The 20,033-nt window shown below is 61.8% G+C and carries 15 protein-coding genes and 1 tRNA gene; all 16 read left to right on the forward strand.

Going from position 1 to position 20,033, the window contains the following annotated elements:
* A partial coding sequence (tuf, locus tag VSR34_RS35650; protein WP_342964914.1) for an elongation factor Tu occupies nucleotides 1-939 on the forward strand: 939 nt, incomplete at its 5' end.
* A gap of 70 nt (nucleotides 940-1,009) precedes the next feature.
* Nucleotides 1,010-1,085: transfer RNA gene (locus VSR34_RS35655), tRNA-Trp, on the forward strand.
* A gap of 37 nt (nucleotides 1,086-1,122) precedes the next feature.
* Nucleotides 1,123-1,503 carry a preprotein translocase subunit SecE gene (gene secE, locus VSR34_RS35660; RefSeq protein ID WP_028215043.1) on the forward strand — a complete coding sequence of 127 codons (381 nt, stop codon included), beginning with the start codon at nucleotides 1,123-1,125 and terminating at the stop codon, nucleotides 1,501-1,503.
* A 1-nt stretch (nucleotide 1,504) separates the two neighbouring features.
* A complete protein-coding gene (gene nusG / locus VSR34_RS35665) occupies nucleotides 1,505-2,062 on the forward strand; it encodes a transcription termination/antitermination protein NusG (RefSeq protein WP_028208939.1) in 558 nt (185 codons plus the stop codon).
* Between the two features lie 191 nt (nucleotides 2,063-2,253).
* Entirely contained in the window at nucleotides 2,254-2,685 is a 432-nt protein-coding gene (gene rplK / locus VSR34_RS35670) for a 50S ribosomal protein L11 (RefSeq protein WP_027797945.1), read from the forward strand.
* On the forward strand, nucleotides 2,686-3,381 hold the full coding sequence (gene rplA / locus VSR34_RS35675; protein WP_028215042.1) for a 50S ribosomal protein L1: 696 nt from the start codon (nucleotides 2,686-2,688) through the stop codon (nucleotides 3,379-3,381). It begins immediately after the preceding gene.
* A 312-nt stretch (nucleotides 3,382-3,693) separates the two neighbouring features.
* The gene (rplJ, locus tag VSR34_RS35680) at nucleotides 3,694-4,191 is read left to right on the forward strand and encodes a 50S ribosomal protein L10 (RefSeq protein WP_028215041.1); all 498 of its coding nucleotides are present in this window, start codon (nucleotides 3,694-3,696) and stop codon (nucleotides 4,189-4,191) included.
* Between the two features lie 78 nt (nucleotides 4,192-4,269).
* Nucleotides 4,270-4,644, forward strand: a complete 375-nt coding sequence (gene rplL, locus VSR34_RS35685) for a 50S ribosomal protein L7/L12 (RefSeq protein ID WP_027821097.1) — start codon at nucleotides 4,270-4,272, stop codon at nucleotides 4,642-4,644.
* Nucleotides 4,645-5,007: 363 nt separating this feature from the next.
* The gene (gene rpoB, locus VSR34_RS35690; RefSeq protein WP_028232574.1) at nucleotides 5,008-9,114 is read left to right on the forward strand and encodes a DNA-directed RNA polymerase subunit beta; all 4,107 of its coding nucleotides are present in this window, start codon (nucleotides 5,008-5,010) and stop codon (nucleotides 9,112-9,114) included.
* 21 nt (nucleotides 9,115-9,135) lie between these two features.
* The gene (gene rpoC / locus VSR34_RS35695; protein ID WP_028215039.1) at nucleotides 9,136-13,386 is read left to right on the forward strand and encodes a DNA-directed RNA polymerase subunit beta'; all 4,251 of its coding nucleotides are present in this window, start codon (nucleotides 9,136-9,138) and stop codon (nucleotides 13,384-13,386) included.
* 266 nt (nucleotides 13,387-13,652) lie between these two features.
* The gene (locus tag VSR34_RS35700) at nucleotides 13,653-13,982 is read left to right on the forward strand and encodes a hypothetical protein (protein ID WP_155837007.1); all 330 of its coding nucleotides are present in this window, start codon (nucleotides 13,653-13,655) and stop codon (nucleotides 13,980-13,982) included.
* Nucleotides 13,983-14,144: 162 nt separating this feature from the next.
* The gene (gene recQ / locus VSR34_RS35705; RefSeq protein WP_342964915.1) at nucleotides 14,145-15,992 is read left to right on the forward strand and encodes a DNA helicase RecQ; all 1,848 of its coding nucleotides are present in this window, start codon (nucleotides 14,145-14,147) and stop codon (nucleotides 15,990-15,992) included.
* A gap of 279 nt (nucleotides 15,993-16,271) precedes the next feature.
* Entirely contained in the window at nucleotides 16,272-16,652 is a 381-nt protein-coding gene (gene rpsL / locus VSR34_RS35710) for a 30S ribosomal protein S12 (RefSeq protein WP_027797953.1), read from the forward strand.
* 198 nt (nucleotides 16,653-16,850) lie between these two features.
* A complete protein-coding gene (gene rpsG, locus VSR34_RS35715; protein ID WP_027797954.1) occupies nucleotides 16,851-17,321 on the forward strand; it encodes a 30S ribosomal protein S7 in 471 nt (156 codons plus the stop codon).
* 147 nt (nucleotides 17,322-17,468) lie between these two features.
* Nucleotides 17,469-19,571, forward strand: coding sequence for an elongation factor G (fusA, locus tag VSR34_RS35720; RefSeq protein ID WP_028215036.1), 2,103 nt, complete (start codon nucleotides 17,469-17,471; stop codon nucleotides 19,569-19,571).
* Between the two features lie 83 nt (nucleotides 19,572-19,654).
* Nucleotides 19,655-20,033 (forward strand): GTP-binding protein (locus VSR34_RS35725; protein WP_342964916.1); only part of this gene is annotated, 379 nt, incomplete at its 3' end.

The raw sequence follows: 20,033 nt of genomic DNA on the forward strand, positions 1-20,033 counted from the left end.
CACGCTGACTACGTGAAGAACATGATCACGGGCGCGGCGCAGATGGACGGCGCAATCCTGGTGTGCTCGGCCGCTGACGGCCCGATGCCGCAAACGCGTGAGCACATCCTGCTGGCCCGTCAGGTCGGCGTGCCGTACATCATCGTGTTCCTGAACAAGTGCGACATGGTCGACGACGCCGAGCTGCTCGAGCTGGTCGAAATGGAAGTGCGCGAACTCCTGTCGAAGTACGACTTCCCGGGCGACGACACGCCGATCATCAAGGGTTCGGCCAAGCTGGCGCTGGAAGGCGACAAGGGCGAGCTGGGCGAAGTGGCGATCATGAACCTGGCCGACGCACTGGACACGTACATCCCGACGCCGGAGCGCGCGGTTGACGGCGCGTTCCTGATGCCGGTGGAAGACGTGTTCTCGATCTCGGGTCGCGGCACGGTGGTGACGGGTCGCGTCGAGCGCGGCGTCGTCAAGGTCGGCGAGGAAATCGAAATCGTCGGTATCAAGCCGACGGTGAAGACGACCTGCACGGGCGTGGAAATGTTCCGCAAGCTGCTCGACCAGGGTCAGGCAGGCGACAACGTCGGTATCCTGCTGCGCGGCACGAAGCGTGAAGACGTGGAGCGCGGCCAGGTGCTGGCCAAGCCGGGTTCGATCACGCCGCACACGCATTTCACGGCTGAAGTGTACGTGCTGAGCAAGGACGAAGGCGGCCGCCACACGCCGTTCTTCAACAACTACCGTCCGCAGTTCTACTTCCGTACGACGGACGTGACGGGCTCGATCGAGCTGCCGAAGGACAAGGAAATGGTGATGCCGGGCGACAACGTGTCGATCACGGTGAAGCTGATCGCTCCGATCGCGATGGAAGAAGGTCTGCGCTTCGCAATCCGCGAAGGTGGCCGTACCGTCGGCGCCGGTGTCGTCGCCAAGATCATCGAGTAAGTTTTTGCCAGTCTCGTTGATCGACTAAGTGGTTTCGGGGTTGGCGATGCCGCCAACCCCAAAATGGTTTAGGGGTATAGCTCAACTGGCAGAGCGTCGGTCTCCAAAACCGAAGGTTGGGGGTTCGATTCCCTCTGCCCCTGCCAACTTTTCGCGCCTCGGCGCGTTGTTCTTTAAGGTGTTATGGCGAATCCTTCCGTCGAAACTGTTAATACTTCCAGCGACAAGCTGATGCTTGCGGCGGGCGTATTGTTGGTTGTGGCCGGGTTCGTAGGGTTCTACTGGCTCGGTAGCCAGGAGTGGTATGTCCGCGGTGCGGCGCTCGCAGTGGGCGTGATCGCGGGGGTGGTAGTCGGTCTTCTCTCGGCGCCCGGCAAGAGCTTCATCGCGTTTGCCAAAGACTCGTACAAGGAAGTTCGCAAGGTCGTCTGGCCGACTCGCAAAGAGGCCACGCAAACGACGCTGGTGGTCTTCGGTTTTGTGCTGGCAATGGCCATCATTCTGTGGGTTTGCGACAAATCCGTTGAATGGGTGATTTTCTCGGCGATTCTGGGTTGGAAATGATATGAGCGATACACCGGCATCCCCGAGCGGAAAGCGTTGGTATGTGGTGCACGCCTACTCCGGCATGGAGAAGAGCGTGCAACGTGCGCTTCAGGAGCGCATCGAACGTGCTGGCATGCAGGACAAGTTTGGCCAGATCCTCGTTCCGACTGAAGAAGTGGTCGAGGTGAAGGGTGGTCACAAATCGGTGACCGAGCGTCGTTTCTTCCCGGGTTACGTCCTGGTTGAAATGGAAATGACGGATGAAACGTGGCACCTCGTGAAGAACACGGCAAAGGTGACGGGTTTCGTCGGCGGGGCGCGTAATCGCCCGAGCCCGATTTCGCCGCGCGAAGTCGAAAAGATCATGTCGCAGATGCAGGAAGGCGTTGAGAAGCCGCGCCCCAAGACCCTGTTCGAAGTCGGCGAGATGGTCCGCGTGAAGGAAGGTCCTTTTACGGACTTCAACGGCAGCGTCGAAGAAGTCAACTACGAAAAGTCGCGCGTCCGGGTCTCCGTCACCATTTTCGGTCGTGCTACACCGGTCGAACTCGAGTTCGGCCAGGTCGAAAAGCTGTAAATCGAATTCTACGGATCGCGCCTTTGGCGCGGTCCGTTTTTCCGCGCTTACGGTCCGCGTAATGGCCGTAGAGGAGCGCCAGTAGTCCGGTCGGTTGCAAAAGTCGACTACCCGGTTGGCACAGCGAAGATTGCGGCGAACGCGCGCTACCACTCATCAGAACGCTCACGCGTTCCAAAGAGGTTTTCAACATGGCAAAGAAAATCATTGGCTTTATCAAGCTGCAGATTCCTGCAGGTAAAGCCAACCCGTCGCCGCCGGTCGGTCCGGCACTGGGCCAGCGTGGCCTGAACATCATGGAGTTCTGCAAGGCGTTCAACGCGCAGACTCAAGCGATGGAACCGGGTCTGCCGGTTCCGGTCGTCATCACGGCATTCGCGGACAAGAGCTTCACGTTCATCCTGAAGACGCCGCCGGCTACCGTGCTGATCAAGAAGGCAGCGAAGGTCGACAAGGGTTCGGCGAAGCCGCACACCGACAAGGTTGCTACGATCACCCGCGCGCAAGCCGAGGAAATCGCCAAGACCAAGATGCCGGACCTCACGGCAGCCGATATGGACGCCGCGGTCCGCACGATCGCTGGCAGCGCCCGCTCGATGGGCATCGTCGTGGAGGGTGTGTAAATGGCTAACGTTTCCAAGCGTCAAAAGGCACTGGCTGCCAAGATCGACCGCCAGAAGCAGTACCCGATCGGCGACGCGCTGTCGCTCGTGAAGGAATGCGCCACGGCGAAGTTCGACGAGTCGATCGACGTTGCCGTGCAGCTCGGCATCGATGCGAAGAAGTCGGACCAGGTCGTTCGCGGCTCGGTCGTTCTGCCCGCAGGTACCGGCAAGTCGGTCCGCGTCGCCGTGTTCGCGCAAGGCGAAAAGGCCGAGCAGGCGAAGGCAGCAGGCGCCGAGATCGTCGGCATGGAAGACCTCGCTGAGCAGATCAAGGGCGGCAACCTGAACTTCGACATCGTGATCGCTTCGCCGGACACGATGCGCGTCGTCGGTACGCTCGGTCAGATCCTCGGTCCGCGTGGCCTCATGCCGAACCCGAAGGTCGGCACCGTGACGCCGGACGTGGCGACCGCGGTCAAGAACGCGAAGGCTGGTCAGGTGCAGTTCCGTGTCGACAAGGCCGGTATCATCCACGCGACCATCGGCCGTGCTTCGTTCGAGCCGGCAGCGCTGCGCAGCAACCTGGACGCGCTCCTCGACGCGCTGACCAAGGCGAAGCCGGCAACGAGCAAGGGCGTGTACCTGCGCAAGATCGCCGTGTCGAGCACGATGGGCGTTGGCGTGCGCGTCGACCAGTCGTCGCTGGCAGCGTAACAAGTTTTGCCGCGCTGAGACCCACAAGGGTGGCAGCGCGGATTTAAAGGGCTTTGGGCGGTTGTGCGGCAAGCAGTTAGTGCGGCACAACCGGTTGTCAAAGACCGTTGGCGGAAGTGCAGCAGTCGGGTGCTTCCTTAATGCAAAGCCAACGCAGATGGCGAACCCGAAAAAGTTTTGAAGTGCTGATGTGCGCGGATGCGGGCGGCAACGCCCGAAGAAGCAAGCTGATTTACTCCGGACTGGTCGGTCGCCGTTGTTGAACGCGGCACACAACGCGAAAGCAGAGTGTGTCGAATCTGGAGGTTAACCGTGCCACTGAACAAAGAAGGTAAGCAGGCCGTCGTGGCTGAAGTCTCCGCGCAAGTCGCGAAGGCTCAGACCATGGTGCTGGCCGAGTATCGTGGAATCGCGGTTGGCGATCTGACCAAGCTGCGCGCGAAAGCGCGTGAGCAGCAGGTGTACCTGCGCGTGTTGAAGAACACGCTGGCGCGTCGCGCTGTCGAAGGTACCCCGTTTGCTCCGCTGGCAGAGCAGATGACTGGCCCCCTGATCTACGGCATCTCGGAAGATGCCATTGCTGCCGCGAAGGTCGTCAACGACTTCGCCAAGGGCAATGACAAGTTGGTCATCAAGGCTGGTTCCTACGAAGGCAAGGTGATGGACAAGGCAGGCGTGCAAGCGCTGGCCAGCATCCCGAGCCGCGAAGAACTGCTCTCGAAGCTGCTGTTCGTCATGCAAGCTCCTGTTTCCGGCTTCGCGCGTGCTCTCGCCGCGCTGGCAGAGAAGAAGCAAGCAGAAGCTGCCTGATTTCAGGCAAGCGAACGAACGCAGGCAAGCGAGAAGGATCGCTAGCTGTTTCCGAATTCAAATCTGGAGTAATTTCAAATGGCAATCGCAAAAGAAGACATCCTCGAAGCCGTAGGCTCGATGTCGGTTCTCGAACTGAACGAACTGGTCAAGGCTTTCGAAGAGAAGTTTGGCGTGTCGGCAGCTGCTGTGGCAGTCGCTGGCCCGGCAGGCGGCGGCGCTGCTGCTGCTGCTGAAGAGCAGACCGAATTCACGGTCAACCTGCTCGAAGCAGGCGCAAACAAGGTGTCGGTCATCAAGGCCGTTCGCGAACTGACGGGTCTCGGCCTGAAGGAAGCGAAGGACCTGGTCGACGGCGCACCGAAGCCCGTGAAGGAAGCGGTGCCCAAGGCTGCTGCTGAAGAAGCGAAGAAGAAGCTGGAAGAAGCCGGCGCGAAGGCTGAAATCAAGTAAGTTTCAGCGCGCTGTGCGAAGGCTGGCGGTTTTTACACCGCCGGCCTTTTTGTGCTTTGTGGATTCTGCGTTTTTGTGTTCGATTTTCAGGAGTCGGAGGCAGGATGCGGGATCCAGAAGCCAAAGAAAACCGTCTTTCGCTGCGTGAGTCGACCGTGGCGGACGGCGTTTCTCTTTGTCTTCTGAAGCGACTGCAGAAGGCAAGTTTGGTCGGGCAGCGGGCAAGTTATGACAAGCCGAAATCCGTTGCCGTCAGCCAGCGGTTGGTAGAGGCCAACCACCAAGCTTCCAGGGCTCGCGAAGCCATCGGGTCTCAGTCGGTGAACACTCGGGTCGTCCTACCCGCCGTGATTCGGAGATCGTATGCACTATTCCTTCACCGAGAAGAAGCGTATTCGCAAGAGTTTCGCGAAACGCCCCATCGTTCACCAGGTTCCTTTCCTGCTGGCTACCCAGCTTGAATCATTCAGCACGTTCCTGCAAGCAGAAACGGCGAGCGTTCAGCGCAAGCCCGAAGGTCTGCAGGCCGCGTTCACGTCTGTTTTTCCTATTGTTTCCCATAACGGCTTTGCTCGTCTAGAGTTCGTGAGCTACATGCTCTCGCCGCCGGCATTCAACATCAAGGAATGCCAGCAGCGTGGCCTCACGTACTGCTCGGCGCTGCGCGCCAAGGTCCGTCTCGTCCTGCTCGACAAGGAATCGCCGAGCAAGCCGGTCGTGAAGGAAGTGAAGGAACAGGAAGTGTACATGGGCGAAATTCCGCTCATGACGCCGACCGGTTCGTTCGTCATCAACGGCACCGAACGTGTCATCGTCTCGCAGCTGCACCGCTCGCCCGGCGTGTTCTTCGAACACGACAAGGGCAAGACGCACAGCTCGGGCAAGCTGCTCTTCTCGGCCCGTATCATTCCTTACCGCGGCTCGTGGCTCGACTTCGAATTCGATCCGAAGGACGTGCTGTACTTCCGCGTCGACCGTCGCCGCAAGATGCCGGTCACGATCCTGCTGAAGGCCATCGGCCTCACGCCGGAACAGATCCTCGCGAACTTCTTCGTGTTCGACAACTTCACGCTGATGCCCGAAGGCGCACAGATGGAGTTCGTGCCGGAGCGTCTGCGCGGTGAAGTCGCGCGCTTCGACATCAGCGATCGCGAAGGCAAGGTCATCGTCCAGAAGGACAAGCGGATCAACGCGAAGCACATTCGCGACCTCGAAAACGCGAAGACCACGTACATCTCGGTCCCCGAAGACTATCTGCTCGGCCGCGTGCTGGCGAAGAACGTCGTCGATGGCGACACCGGCGAAGTGATCGCGAACGCGAACGACGAGATCACGGAAAGCGTGCTCGAGAAGCTGCGCGAAGCGAAGATCAAGGACATCCAGACGCTCTACACGAACGATCTGGACCAGGGTCCGTACATCTCGTCGACGCTGCGTATCGACGAAACCGCCGACAAGATGGCCGCGCGCATCGCGATCTACCGCATGATGCGTCCGGGCGAGCCGCCGACCGAAGAAGCGGTCGAGGCGCTGTTCAACCGCCTGTTCTACAGCGAAGAAGCGTACGACCTCTCGAAGGTGGGTCGTATGAAGTTCAACCGCCGCGTGGGCCGTGACGAAATCGTCGGCCCGATGACGCTGCAGGACGACGACATCCTCGCGACCATCAAGATCCTCGTCGAGCTGCGCAACGGCAAGGGCGAAGTGGACGACATCGACCACCTCGGCAACCGTCGCGTGCGTTGCGTGGGCGAGCTCGCGGAGAACCAGTTCCGCGCGGGTCTCGTGCGCGTCGAGCGTGCAGTGAAGGAACGCCTCGGCCAGGCCGAAAGCGAAAACCTGATGCCGCACGACCTGATCAACTCGAAGCCGATTTCGTCGGCGATTCGCGAGTTCTTCGGTTCGTCGCAGCTGTCGCAGTTCATGGACCAGACCAACCCGCTCTCGGAAATCACGCACAAGCGCCGTGTTTCCGCACTGGGCCCGGGCGGTCTGACGCGTGAGCGCGCAGGCTTCGAAGTCCGCGACGTGCACCCGACCCACTACGGCCGCGTGTGCCCGATCGAGACGCCGGAAGGTCCGAACATCGGTCTGATCAACTCGCTGGCGCTGTACGCGCACCTGAACGAATACGGCTTCCTCGAAACGCCGTATCGCAAGGTTGCAGACGGCAAGGTGACCGACCAGATCGACTACCTCTCGGCGATCGAAGAAGGCCGTTACGTGATCGCCCAGGCGAACGCGGCGGTGGCCGAAGACGGCACGCTGACCGACGAACTGGTCTCGTCGCGTGAAGCAGGCGAAACGCTGATGGTCACGCCGGACCGCATCCAGTACATGGACGTGGCACCGTCGCAGATCGTCTCGGTTGCAGCCTCGCTGATCCCGTTCCTCGAGCACGACGACGCGAACCGTGCACTGATGGGCTCGAACATGCAGCGTCAGGCCGTGCCTTGCCTGCGTCCGGAAAAGCCGGTCGTCGGTACGGGCATCGAGCGCACCGTTGCGGTCGACTCGGGCACGACGGTTCAGGCGCTGCGTGGCGGCGTGGTGGACTACGTCGACGCGGGCCGTATCGTGATCCGCGTGAACGATGATGAAGCCGTCGCCGGTGAAGTCGGCGTGGACATCTACAACCTCATCAAGTACACGCGTTCGAACCAGAACACGAACATCAACCAGCGTCCGATCGTGAAGATGGGCGACAAGGTTGCGCGCGGCGACGTGCTGGCTGATGGCGCATCGACCGATCTGGGCGAGCTCGCGCTCGGCCAGAACATGCTGATCGCGTTCATGCCGTGGAACGGCTACAACTTCGAAGACTCGATCCTGATCTCGGAGAAGGTGGTTGCCGACGACCGTTACACGTCGATCCACATCGAAGAACTGAACGTCGTGGCTCGCGACACGAAGCTCGGACCGGAAGAAATCACGCGCGACATTTCGAACCTCGCGGAAGTGCAGCTTGGCCGTCTCGACGAGTCGGGCATCGTGTACATCGGCGCGGAAGTCGAAGCAGGCGACGTGCTCGTGGGCAAGGTCACGCCGAAGGGCGAAACCCAGCTCACGCCGGAAGAAAAGCTGCTGCGCGCGATCTTCGGCGAGAAGGCTTCGGACGTGAAGGATACGTCGCTGCGCGTGCCCTCGGGCATGAACGGCACGGTCATCGACGTGCAGGTGTTCACGCGTGAAGGCATCCAGCGCGACAAGCGCGCCCAGCAGATCATCGACGATGAACTGAAGCGCTATCGCCTCGACCTGAACGACCAGCTTCGTATCGTGGAAGGCGACGCATTCCAGCGTCTCGCCCGCATGCTCGAAGGCAAGGTTGCGAACGGCGGTCCGAAGAAGCTCGCGAAGGGCACGAAGATCGAGCGCGCGTACCTCGAAGATCTCGATCACTACCACTGGTTCGACATCCGCCTCGCGGACGAAGAAGCAGCGGCACAGCTCGAAGCGATCAAGAACTCGATCGAAGAGAAGCGCCACCAGTTCGACCTCGCGTTCGAAGAGAAGCGCAAGAAGCTCACGCAAGGCGACGAACTGCCGCCGGGCGTGCTGAAGATGGTCAAGGTGTACCTGGCCGTGAAGCGCCGTCTGCAGCCTGGCGACAAGATGGCAGGCCGTCACGGTAACAAGGGTGTGGTGTCGAAGATCGTTCCGATCGAAGACATGCCGTACATGGCCGATGGCCGTCCGGCCGACGTCGTGCTGAACCCGCTCGGCGTGCCGTCACGGATGAACGTGGGTCAGGTTCTCGAAGTGCACCTCGGTTGGGCCGCGAAGGGTCTGGGCTGGCGTATTGGCGAAATGCTCGCGCGTCAGACGAAGGTTGCGGAGCTGCGTGAGTTCCTCACGAAGATCTACAACGAATCGGGCCACAAGGAAGACCTCGACAGCTTCAGCGACGACGAGATCCTCGAACTCGCGAAGAACCTGCGCGAAGGCGTGCCGTTCGCAACGCCGGTGTTCGACGGTGCGACCGAAGAGGAAATGGCGAAGATGCTCGACCTGGCTTATCCGGACGACATCGCCAAGAACCTCGGCATGACGCCTTCGAAGAACCAGGTGCGTCTGTACGACGGCCGCACGGGCGAGATGTTCGAGCGTACGGTCACCGTGGGCTACATGCACTACCTGAAGCTGCACCACCTTGTCGACGACAAGATGCACGCGCGTTCGACGGGTCCGTACTCGCTCGTCACGCAGCAGCCGCTGGGTGGTAAGGCGCAATTCGGTGGTCAGCGCTTCGGTGAAATGGAAGTGTGGGCGCTCGAAGCGTATGGCGCTTCGTATGTGCTGCAGGAAATGTTGACGGTGAAGTCCGATGACGTGACGGGCCGGACGAAGGTGTATGAGAACCTCGTCAAGGGCGACCACGTGATCGACGCGGGCATGCCGGAATCCTTCAATGTGCTGGTGAAGGAAATCCGCTCGCTCGGCATCGACATCGACCTCGACCGCAACTAATCGGACTACGGAGAGAAGGCAATGAAAGCTCTGCTCGATCTATTCAAGCAAGTCCAACAAGAAGAAGTTTTCGACGCGATCAAGATCGGTCTGGCTTCGCCCGACAAGATCCGTTCGTGGTCGTTCGGCGAAGTGAAGAAGCCGGAAACCATCAACTACCGCACGTTCAAGCCGGAGCGCGATGGTCTGTTCTGCGCGAAGATTTTTGGTCCGATCAAGGACTACGAATGCCTTTGCGGCAAGTACAAGCGCCTGAAGCACCGTGGCGTGATCTGCGAAAAGTGCGGCGTGGAAGTCACGCTCGCCAAGGTGCGCCGCGAGCGCATGGGCCACATCGAGCTGGCCTCGCCGGTCGCGCACATCTGGTTCCTGAAGTCGCTGCCGTCGCGTCTGGGCATGGTGCTCGACATGACGCTGCGCGACATCGAGCGCGTGCTGTACTTCGAAGCGTACGTGGTGATCGAACCGGGCATGACGCCGCTGAAGGCGCGGCAGATCATGACCGAAGAGGATTACTACAACAAGGTCGAGGAATACGGTGACGAATTCCGCGCCGAGATGGGCGCGGAAGGCGTGCGCGAGCTGCTGCGCGCGATCAACATCGACGAGCAGGTCGAGACGCTGCGCACGGAGCTGAAGAACACCGGCTCCGAAGCGAAGATCAAGAAGTACGCGAAGCGCCTGAAGGTGCTCGAGGCCTTCCAGCGTTCGGGCATCAAGCCCGAATGGATGGTGCTCGAAGTGCTGCCGGTGCTGCCGCCGGAACTGCGTCCGCTCGTGCCGCTCGACGGCGGCCGTTTCGCGACCTCGGACCTGAACGACCTGTATCGCCGCGTCATCAACCGTAACAACCGCCTGAAGCGTCTGCTCGAGCTGAAGGCGCCGGAGATCATCGTCCGCAACGAAAAGCGGATGCTCCAGGAAGCGGTTGACTCGCTGCTCGACAACGGCCGTCGCGGCAAGGCGATGACGGGCGCGAACAAGCGTCCGCTGAAGTCGCTCGCCGACATGATCAAGGGTAAGGGCGGCCGCTTCCGTCAGAACCTGCTGGGCAAGCGCGTGGACTACTCGGGCCGTTCGGTCATCGTGGTGGGTCCGACGCTCAAGCTGCACCAGTGCGGTCTGCCGAAGCTGATGGCGCTCGAGCTCTTCAAGCCGTTCATCTTCAACAAGCTGGAGACGATGGGCGTTGCCACGACCATCAAGGCTGCAAAGAAGGAAGTCGAGAACCAGACGCCGGTGGTGTGGGACATCCTCGAAGAGGTGATCCGCGAGCATCCGGTCATGCTCAACCGTGCGCCGACGCTGCACCGTCTCGGCATCCAGGCTTTCGAGCCCGTGCTGATCGAAGGTAAGGCAATCCAGCTGCACCCGCTCGTTTGCGCGGCGTTCAACGCCGACTTCGACGGTGACCAGATGGCCGTTCACGTTCCGCTGTCGCTCGAAGCGCAGATGGAAGCGCGTACGCTCATGCTCGCGTCGAACAACGTCCTGTTCCCGGCCAACGGCGATCCGTCGATCGTGCCGTCGCAGGATATCGTGCTGGGCCTGTACTACGCCACGCGTGAAGCGATCAACGGCAAGGGCGAAGGCATGACGTTCACGGGCGTGTCGGAAGTGCTCCGCGCGTACGAGAACAAGGAAGTCGAGCTGGCCTCGCGCGTCAACGTGCGTATCACCGAAATGGTCCACAACGAGGACAAGTCGGAAGGCGCGCCGGCGTTCGTGCCGAAGATCTCGCTGTATGCGACGACCGTCGGCCGCGCGATCCTCTCGGAAATCCTGCCGCCGGGCCTGCCGTTCTCGGTGCTGAACAAGCCGCTGAAGAAGAAGGAAATCTCGCGTCTGATCAACACCGCGTTCCGCAAGTGCGGTCTGCGCGAAACGGTGATCTTCGCCGACCAGCTGATGCAGTCGGGCTTCCGCCTTGCAACGCGCGCCGGTATTTCGATCTGCGTGGACGACATGCTCGTGCCGCCGCAGAAGGAAACCATCGTCGGCGACGCCGCGAAGAAGGTGAAGGAGTACGACCGCCAGTACATGTCGGGTCTCGTCACCGCACAAGAGCGCTACAACAACGTGGTCGACATCTGGTCGGCAACGTCGGAAGCGGTCGGCAAGGCGATGATGGAGCAGCTCGCGACGGAACCGGTCATCGACCGCGACGGCAAGGAAACGCGTCAGGAATCGTTCAACTCGATCTACATGATGGCCGACTCGGGCGCGCGGGGTTCCGCGGTCCAGATCCGTCAGCTGGCGGGTATGCGTGGCCTGATGGCGAAGCCGGACGGCTCGATTATCGAAACGCCGATTACCGCGAACTTCCGCGAAGGTCTGAACGTGTTGCAGTACTTCATCTCGACCCACGGCGCACGTAAGGGTCTGGCTGATACGGCACTGAAGACCGCCAACTCGGGTTACCTCACGCGTCGTCTCGTCGACGTCACGCAGGATCTCGTGGTGGTCGAAGAGGATTGCGGCACGTCGAACGGCGTGGCGATGAAGGCCCTCGTGGAAGGCGGTGAAGTCGTCGAAGCGCTGCGTGACCGTATCCTCGGTCGCGTGGCGGTGGCTGACGTCGTCAATCCGGAAACGCAGGAAACGATCTACGCGTCGGGCGATCTGCTCGACGAAGACGCGGTCGAAACGATCGAAAGCCTCGGCATCGACGAAGTGCGCGTGCGCACGCCGCTCACCTGCGAAACGCGCTACGGCCTGTGCGCTGCCTGTTATGGCCGCGACCTGGGCCGCGGCTCGCGCGTGAACGTCGGCGAAGCCGTCGGCGTGATCGCGGCGCAGTCGATCGGCGAACCGGGCACGCAGCTCACGATGCGTACGTTCCACATCGGTGGTGCGGCGTCGCGTGCGGCGGTGGCCTCGTCGGTGGAAGCCAAGTCGAACGGTACGGTGCGCTTCACGGCGACGATGCGTTACGTCACGAATGCGAAGGGCGAGCAGGTCGTCATCTCGCGTTCGGGCGAAGCGATCATCGCCGACGATCACGGCCGCGAGCGCGAGCGTCACAAGGTGCCGTACGGCGCGACGCTGCTGCAGCTCGACGGTGCAGCGATCAAGGCCGGCACGCAGCTCGCGACGTGGGATCCGCTCACGCGTCCGATCATCACCGAGTACGGCGGTACGGTGAAGTTCGAGAACGTCGAGGAAGGCGTGACCGTGGCCAAGCAGATCGACGACGTGACGGGTCTTTCGACACTCGTCGTGATCGACGTGAAGCGCCGCGGCTCGCAGGCTTCGAAGAGCGTGCGTCCGCAGGTCAAGCTGCTCGACGCGAACGGCGACGAAGTGAAGATCCCGGGCACGGAGCACGCGGTGCAGATCGGCTTCCAGGTCGGCGCACTGATCACCGTGAAGGACGGTCAGCAGGTGCAGGTCGGTGAAGTGCTCGCACGTATCCCGACCGAAGCGCAGAAGACGCGTGACATTACCGGTGGTCTGCCGCGTGTGGCGGAACTGTTCGAAGCACGTTCGCCGAAGGACGCAGGTATCCTGGCGGAAGTCACGGGTACGACGTCGTTCGGTAAGGACACGAAGGGCAAGCAGCGTCTCGTCATCACGGACCTCGAGGGCAACCAGCACGAGTTCCTGATCGCGAAGGAAAAGCAGGTGCTGGTCCACGACGGTCAGGTCGTCAACAAGGGCGAAATGATCGTGGACGGCCCGGCCGATCCGCACGACATCCTGCGTCTGCAGGGTATCGAGGCGCTGTCGCGCTACATCGTCGACGAAGTGCAGGACGTGTACCGTCTGCAGGGCGTGAAGATCAACGACAAGCACATCGAAGTGATCGTGCGTCAGATGCTGCGCCGCGTGCAGATCGTCGACAACGGCGATACGCGTTTCATTCCTGGCGAACAGGTCGAGCGGTCGGACATGCTCGACGAAAACGACAAGATGAACGCGGAAGACAAGCGTCCGGCAACGTACGAGAACGTGCTGCTCGGTATCACGAAGGCATCGCTCTCGACCGATTCGTTCATCTCGGCGGCATCGTTCCAGGAAACGACCCGCGTGCTGACCGAAGCGGCGATCATGGGCAAGCGCGACGATCTGCGTGGCCTGAAGGAAAACGTGATCGTCGGCCGCCTGATTCCGGCCGGTACGGGTCTCGCGTTCCACAAGGCGCGCAAGGCGAAGGAATCGTCGGATCGCGAGCGTTTCGACCAGATCGCAGCGGAAGAAGCGTTCGAGTTCGGCACGCCGGAAACCCCGGCCGCCGAGCAGCCGCAACAGCCGCACACGACGGACGAGTAAGCGCGGGGCGGCGCAAGCGGCCTTTCGCTGACGTAGTGGTCTCGCAAGAGCCGCCTGGTTTCGACCGGGCGGCTTTTTTATTGGCGCGTGTTTTCCGCGCGAGCGGTGTGCGACGTCTCGCACGCGCGTCTGCGGCCTCGTGACGCAGCGCCGGCCGGGTCGCTGCGCACCTCTGTGAGGCGTGCTAACGTAGCGCGCCAAGGCAGTCCGCGTGGGTCTTTTCGGACGGCGTGGATGGCATTTATCTGAATCTGGAGGCGGTAACCATGTGGGTCGTTGGGCTCGGTCTCATCCTGAATCTGGCGGCGTGCGTCGCCAGCTTTTCGCAACTGCTGCATCACGTTGGCAATGAAGCGGCGGCGAACTTCTTCGCGACCTTCCTCGTGATGTGGGCATTCCTCATCATCGGTTTCATCATGCTGGTGGCGAGCAAAGTCAAAGGCGGTGCCGCACTGCTGACGATCGGGTCGCTGATTCTCGTGGGCGCAAACGTCGTGCTCTTCGGCTCCAGCATCTTCGTGATCGCAGCACTCGTCGTTGCCATCGTGACGATCGCCGGTGCAGTTCGGGTCGCGCGCCGACGGCTTGCCGCCTGACGAAGGCCGCTCCGTTCAGGCCGACCGCGATCGCGATCCGCGCGCGCAGCGGCCTCGCTTTCTCCTGGCCGAACGGCCAATCTTCACGGTAGCGGCGGTTTCGGCGCGCCCGGGTTGGTAAAATCCGGTCCACCGCCTTTGCTCTGCACGCTCACCGCCCTCATGTCCCGCTCCCTCGAAATCCTCAACGAAGTCTTCGGCTATCCCGCGTTCAGAGGGCAACAGGCCGAGATCGTTGAGCACGTGGCCGGAGGTGGCGATTCGCTGGTGCTCATGCCCACCGGCGGGGGCAAATCGCTCTGCTACCAGATTCCCGCGCTCGTGCGTCACGAAGCCGGGCATGGCGCCGGCATCGTCGTGTCGCCGCTCATCGCGCTCATGCAGGACCAGGTCGCCGCGCTCACCGAGGTCGGCGTGCGTGCCGCCTATCTGAATTCGACACTGAGCGGCGCCGAAGCGGCCGCCACAGAGCGAGCGCTGCGCGAAGGCGATCTCGATCTCCTCTATGTCGCGCCAGAGCGCCTCATGACGCCGCGCTTTCTCGATCTGCTCGAGCGCACGCGCATCGGCCTCTTCGCAATCGACGAAGCACACTGCGTGTCGCAATGGGGCCATGACTTCCGGCCCGAATACATCCAGCTCTCGGTGCTGCACGAGCGCTTTCCGAACGTGCCGCGCATTGCGCTCACGGCAACCGCCGACGCCATCACGCGCGACGAGATCGCCCACCGCCTCGCGCTCGACGACGCACGCGTGTTCGTCTCGAGCTTCGACCGCCCCAACATCCGCTATCGCATCGTCGAAAAAGACAACGCGCGTACGCAACTGCTCGACTTCATTCGCGCTGAGCACACGCGCGCGGATGGCACCACGGATGCGGGCGTCGTGTACTGCCTGTCGCGCCGCAAGGTCGAAGAAACAGCCGAATGGCTGAAGGGCCAGGGCGTCCGCGCGCTGCCGTACCACGCCGGCATGGAGTTCGAGATACGCCAGAAGCACCAGGAGCTGTTCCAGCGCGAGGAGGGCGTGGTGATGTGCGCCACCATTGCGTTCGGCATGGGCATCGACAAGCCGGACGTACGCTTCGTCGCGCATCTGGACTTGCCCAAGAGCGTGGAGGGCTACTACCAGGAAACGGGCCGCGCGGGCCGGGACGGGCTGGCGGCCAACGCATGGATGGCCTACGGCCTCGGCGACGTCGTGCAGCAGCGCAAGATGATCGACGAGTCCGAAGCCGACGAGCAGCACAAGCGCGTGCAGACGGGCAAGCTCGACGCGCTGCTCGGCCTGTGCGAGGCGGCCTCGTGCAGGCGTGTGCGTCTGCTCGCGTACTTCGGCGAAGAGAGCAAGCCGTGCGGCAACTGCGACACGTGCCTCGAGCCGCCCGCCACGTGGGACGCCACGCGCGAGGCGCAAATGGCGCTTTCGTGTGTGTTCCGCGCGCAGCGCGCGAGCGGCTTCAATTTCGGGGCAGGCCACCTGATCGACATCCTGCGCGGCAACCGCAGCGAAAAGATCCTTCAGCGCGGGCACGAGAAGCTCTCCACCTTCGGCATCGGTTCGGCGCTTTCGGAGCCCGAATGGCGCACAATCTTTCGCCAACTGGTGGCGTTCGGCTATCTCACCGTGGACCATGACGGCTTCGGCTCGCTGGTGCTCACGGAAGCGAGCAAGCCGGTGCTCAAGGGCGAGCACACGGTCACGATGCGCCGCTACGTCAAACCCACGCGAACGCGCGCGTCGTCGGGCCGCACGAGCGAGCGCGCCGATCCGACCCTCGGCATGAGTCCGCGCCAGCGCTCGCGATGGGAGCGTCTGCGCCTGTGGCGCACCGAAACGGCGAAAAGTGAGGGCGTGCCGGCCTACGTCATCTTTCACGACGCCACGCTGGCGGAGATCGCGCGCAACGGTCCGGAATCGGTCGACGAACTGCGCGATATTCCGGGCATCGGTGCGCGCAAGCTCGAACGCTTCGGCGAGGAGCTCGTCGAGGTCGTCGGCGACGAATAAGGCGGCAGGTTTCCGTCGCGGGGATTCCGGGCACCAGCTCCATATTCGCCGCGCTGTCACTTGCCCGGTCGTCCGAAATGTCGCAAGCCGTTGACTCACTTGGTATTTTCGGAATATCATGCTGGGTTCCGGTTCTTGGGACGTCCGCGCTCGCCAGTCACTTCGGCGAAGCTCACGTCATTCAGCCAGTTCCGGAGTTCGAGTAGGAGTTTGGATGCATGCTTTTCCGCTTTGCCCGGAAATAAATGCGTCGATTTTGTTCAATTTCAGGAATAAACAATGCCAACCATCAATCAACTGGTTCGCAAAGGCCGCGCTTCGGAAGCTACGAAGAGCAAGTCGCCGGCCCTGCAGGACTGCCCGCAGCGTCGCGGCGTGTGCACCCGCGTGTACACGACGACGCCGAAGAAGCCGAACTCGGCACTTCGTAAGGTCGCCAAGGTTCGTCTGACGAACGGCTTCGAAGTCATTTCGTACATCGGTGGTGAAGGCCACAACCTGCAAGAGCACTCGGTCGTGCTGATCCGCGGCGGCCGTGTGAAGGACTTGCCGGGTGTGCGTTACCACATGGTTCGCGGCTCGCTGGATACCCAGGGCGTCAAGGATCGTAAGCAGGCTCGTTCGAAGTACGGCGCGAAGCGCGCCAAGGCTGCGAAGTAAGGGTCAAGCGTCGTCTGCGCTCTCGGGCGTCGGCGATAAAGCGACAAGTGCCGGATTGGCCGGTGCTGTCGAGTAAGTGGTCACCCGACCAGGCTGGTAAGTCCGGGGATGTCGAACCCGGGATGAATCGGGTTAGTTGGTGGCCGCGGAGCGCAAGGAATTCACCCGCGCTTCAACTGAAAAGTTAAAGGAAGAAACATGCCGCGTCGTCGCGAAGTCCCCAAGCGGGAAGTGTTGCCGGATCCGAAGTTCGGCAACGTTGATGTAGCCAAGTTCATGAACGTGCTGATGCTCTCCGGCAAGAAGTCGGTTGCCGAGCGTATCGTGTACGGCGCTTTCGAACAGATCCAGACCAAGGGTGGCAAGGACCCGCTGGAAGTGTTCACTGTCGCGCTCAACAACGTGAAGCCGGTGGTGGAAGTGAAGAGCCGCCGCGTTGGTGGTGCGAACTATCAGGTTCCGGTCGAAGTGCGCCCCTCGCGTCGTATGGCATTGGCGATGCGTTGGCTGCGTGAAGCCGCGAAGAAGCGCAGCGAGAAGTCGATGGCCCTGCGTCTGGCAGGTGAACTCACCGAAGCGGCCGAAGGCCGTGGCGGCGCGATGAAGAAGCGCGACGAAGTTCACCGGATGGCAGAAGCGAACAAGGCGTTCTCGCACTTCCGCTTCTAAGAGAAACCCCTACCGGGGTTCGCTCAAAAGACGGAAAAAATTCCGGGCGGGTGCGCTTATCGAGCGCCTCGCCCGTTTGTGTTCAGGCGCGTTGGGTCTAACCCGGTCGGGATCGATCCGGCGCGCACCTCCCGATAGAGGATCAAAGTGGCTCGCAAGACTCCTATCGAGCGCTACCGTAACATCGGTATTAGCGCTCACATCGACGCCGGCAAGACGACGACGACCGAGCGCATTCTGTTTTACACCGGCGTGAACCACAAGATTGGTGAAGTTCACGACGGCGCTGCCACCATGGACTGGATGGAGCAGGAACAGGAGCGTGGCATCACGATCACCTCCGCTGCTACGACCGCGTTCTGGAAGGGCATGGGCGGTAACTACCCCGAGCACCGCATCAACATCATCGACACCCCGGGCCACGTCGACTTCACGATTGAAGTCGAGCGCTCGATGCGCGTGCTCGACGGTGCGTGCATGGTCTACTGCGCCGTGGGCGGCGTGCAGCCGCAGTCGGAAACGGTGTGGCGCCAGGCGAACAAGTACAAGGTTCCCCGTCTCGCGTTCGTCAACAAGATGGACCGTACCGGCGCGAACTTCTTCAAGGTCTATGACCAGCTGAAGAACCGCCTCAAGGCAAACCCGGTTCCGGTCGTGGTGCCGATCGGCGCAGAAGAAACCTTCAAGGGCGTCGTCGACCTCCTGAAGATGAAAGCGATCATTTGGGACGAGGCCTCGCAAGGCACGAAGTTCGACTACGTCGACATCCCGGCTGAACTCGTCGACTCGTGCAACGAGTGGCGCGAGAAGATGATCGAGTCGGCTGCTGAAGCCAGCGAAGAGCTGATGGAAAAGTACCTCGGCGGCGAAGAGCTCACGGAAGCCGAAATCGTCAAGGCACTGCGCGACCGTACGATCGCGTGCGAAATCCAGCCGATGCTGTGCGGCACCGCGTTCAAGAACAAGGGCGTGCAGCGTATGCTCGACGCCGTGATCGACTTCCTGCCGTCGCCGGTCGATATCCCCCCGGTCAAGGGCGAGCTCGAAAACGGTGAAACGGCAGAGCGCCGCGCAGCCGACGACGAGAAGTTCGCGGCACTCGCGTTCAAGATCATGACCGACCCGTTCGTCGGCCAGCTGATCTTCTTCCGCGCGTACTCGGGCATCGTCAACTCGGGCGACACCGTGCTGAACTCGACCAAGGGCAAGAAGGAACGCCTCGGCCGTATTCTGCAGATGCACGCGAACAACCGCGAAGAAATCAAGGAAGTTCGTGCGGGCGACATCGCCGCGGCCGTTGGCCTGAAGGAAGCGACCACGGGTGACACGCTGTGCGACCCGCAGCACCCGATCGTTCTGGAACGCATGGTGTTCCCGGAGCCGGTGATTTCGCAGGCCGTCGAGCCGAAGACCAAGCCTGACCAGGAAAAGATGGGCATCGCCCTGAACCGCCTGGCGCAGGAAGACCCGTCGTTCCGCGTCCAGACGGACGAGGAATCGGGCCAGACCATCATTTCGGGCATGGGCGAGCTCCACCTCGAAATTCTGGTCGACCGCATGAAGCGCGAATTCGGCGTGGAAGCGACCGTCGGCAAGCCGCAGGTTGCGTACCGCGAAACGATCCGCGCGACGGCGAAGGACGTGGACGGCAAGTTCGTCAAGCAGTCGGGTGGTCGCGGCCAGTATGGTCACGCGGTCATCACGCTCGAGCCGAACGAGCAGGGCAAGGGCTACGAGTTCCTGGACGAGATCAAGGGTGGTGTGATTCCGCGCGAATACATCCCCGCGGTCGACAAGGGTATCCAGGACACGCTGAAGGCAGGCGTGCTGGCGGGCTTCCCGGTCGTCGACGTCAAGGTTCACCTGACGTTCGGTTCGTACCACGACGTCGACTCGAACGAAAATGCGTTCCGCATGGCCGGTTCGATGGCGTTCAAGGAAGCGATGCGCAAGGCGAGCCCGGTCATCCTCGAACCGATGATGGCCGTGGAAGTCGAAACGCCGGAAGACTACATGGGCAACGTGATGGGCGACCTGTCGGGCCGTCGCGGTATCGTCCAGGGCATGGAAGACATGGTTGGCGGCGGCAAGATCGTTCGCGCCGAAGTGCCGCTGTCGGAAATGTTCGGCTACTCGACGTCGCTGCGTTCGCTGACGCAAGGTCGTGCAACGTACACGATGGAATTCAAGCACTACGCAGAAGCACCGCGTAACGTGGCCGACGCGATCATCAGCGCGAAGGCGAAGTAAGCATCGGCGCAAAGCGGATCGGGCGCGAGTCCGGTCCGCATCGCTCAGTCACCGATTCACCACTTTTTTGAAAGAAGAGAAACATGGCAAAAGGTAAATTCGAACGGACCAAGCCGCACGTGAACGTGGGCACGATCGGTCACGTTGACCACGGCAAGACCACGCTGACGGCAGCGATCACGACGGTTCTGACCGCCAAGTTCGGCGGCGAGGCGAAGGCGTACGACCAGATCGACGCCGCGCCGGAAGAAAAGGCACGTGGTATTACCATCAACACCGCGCACGTCGAGTACGAAACGGCCAACCGCCACTACGCACACGTCGACTGCCCGGGCCACGCTGACTACGTGAAGAACATGATCACGGGCGCGGCGCAGATGGACGGCGCAATCCTGGTGTGCTCGGCCGCTGACGGCCCGATGCCGCAAACGCGTGAGCACATCCTGCTGGCCCGTCAGGTCG

The sequence above is a fragment of the Paraburkholderia sp. JHI2823 genome, assembly GCF_038900695.1.
Taxonomy (GTDB): Bacteria; Pseudomonadota; Gammaproteobacteria; order Burkholderiales; family Burkholderiaceae; genus Paraburkholderia; species Paraburkholderia mimosarum.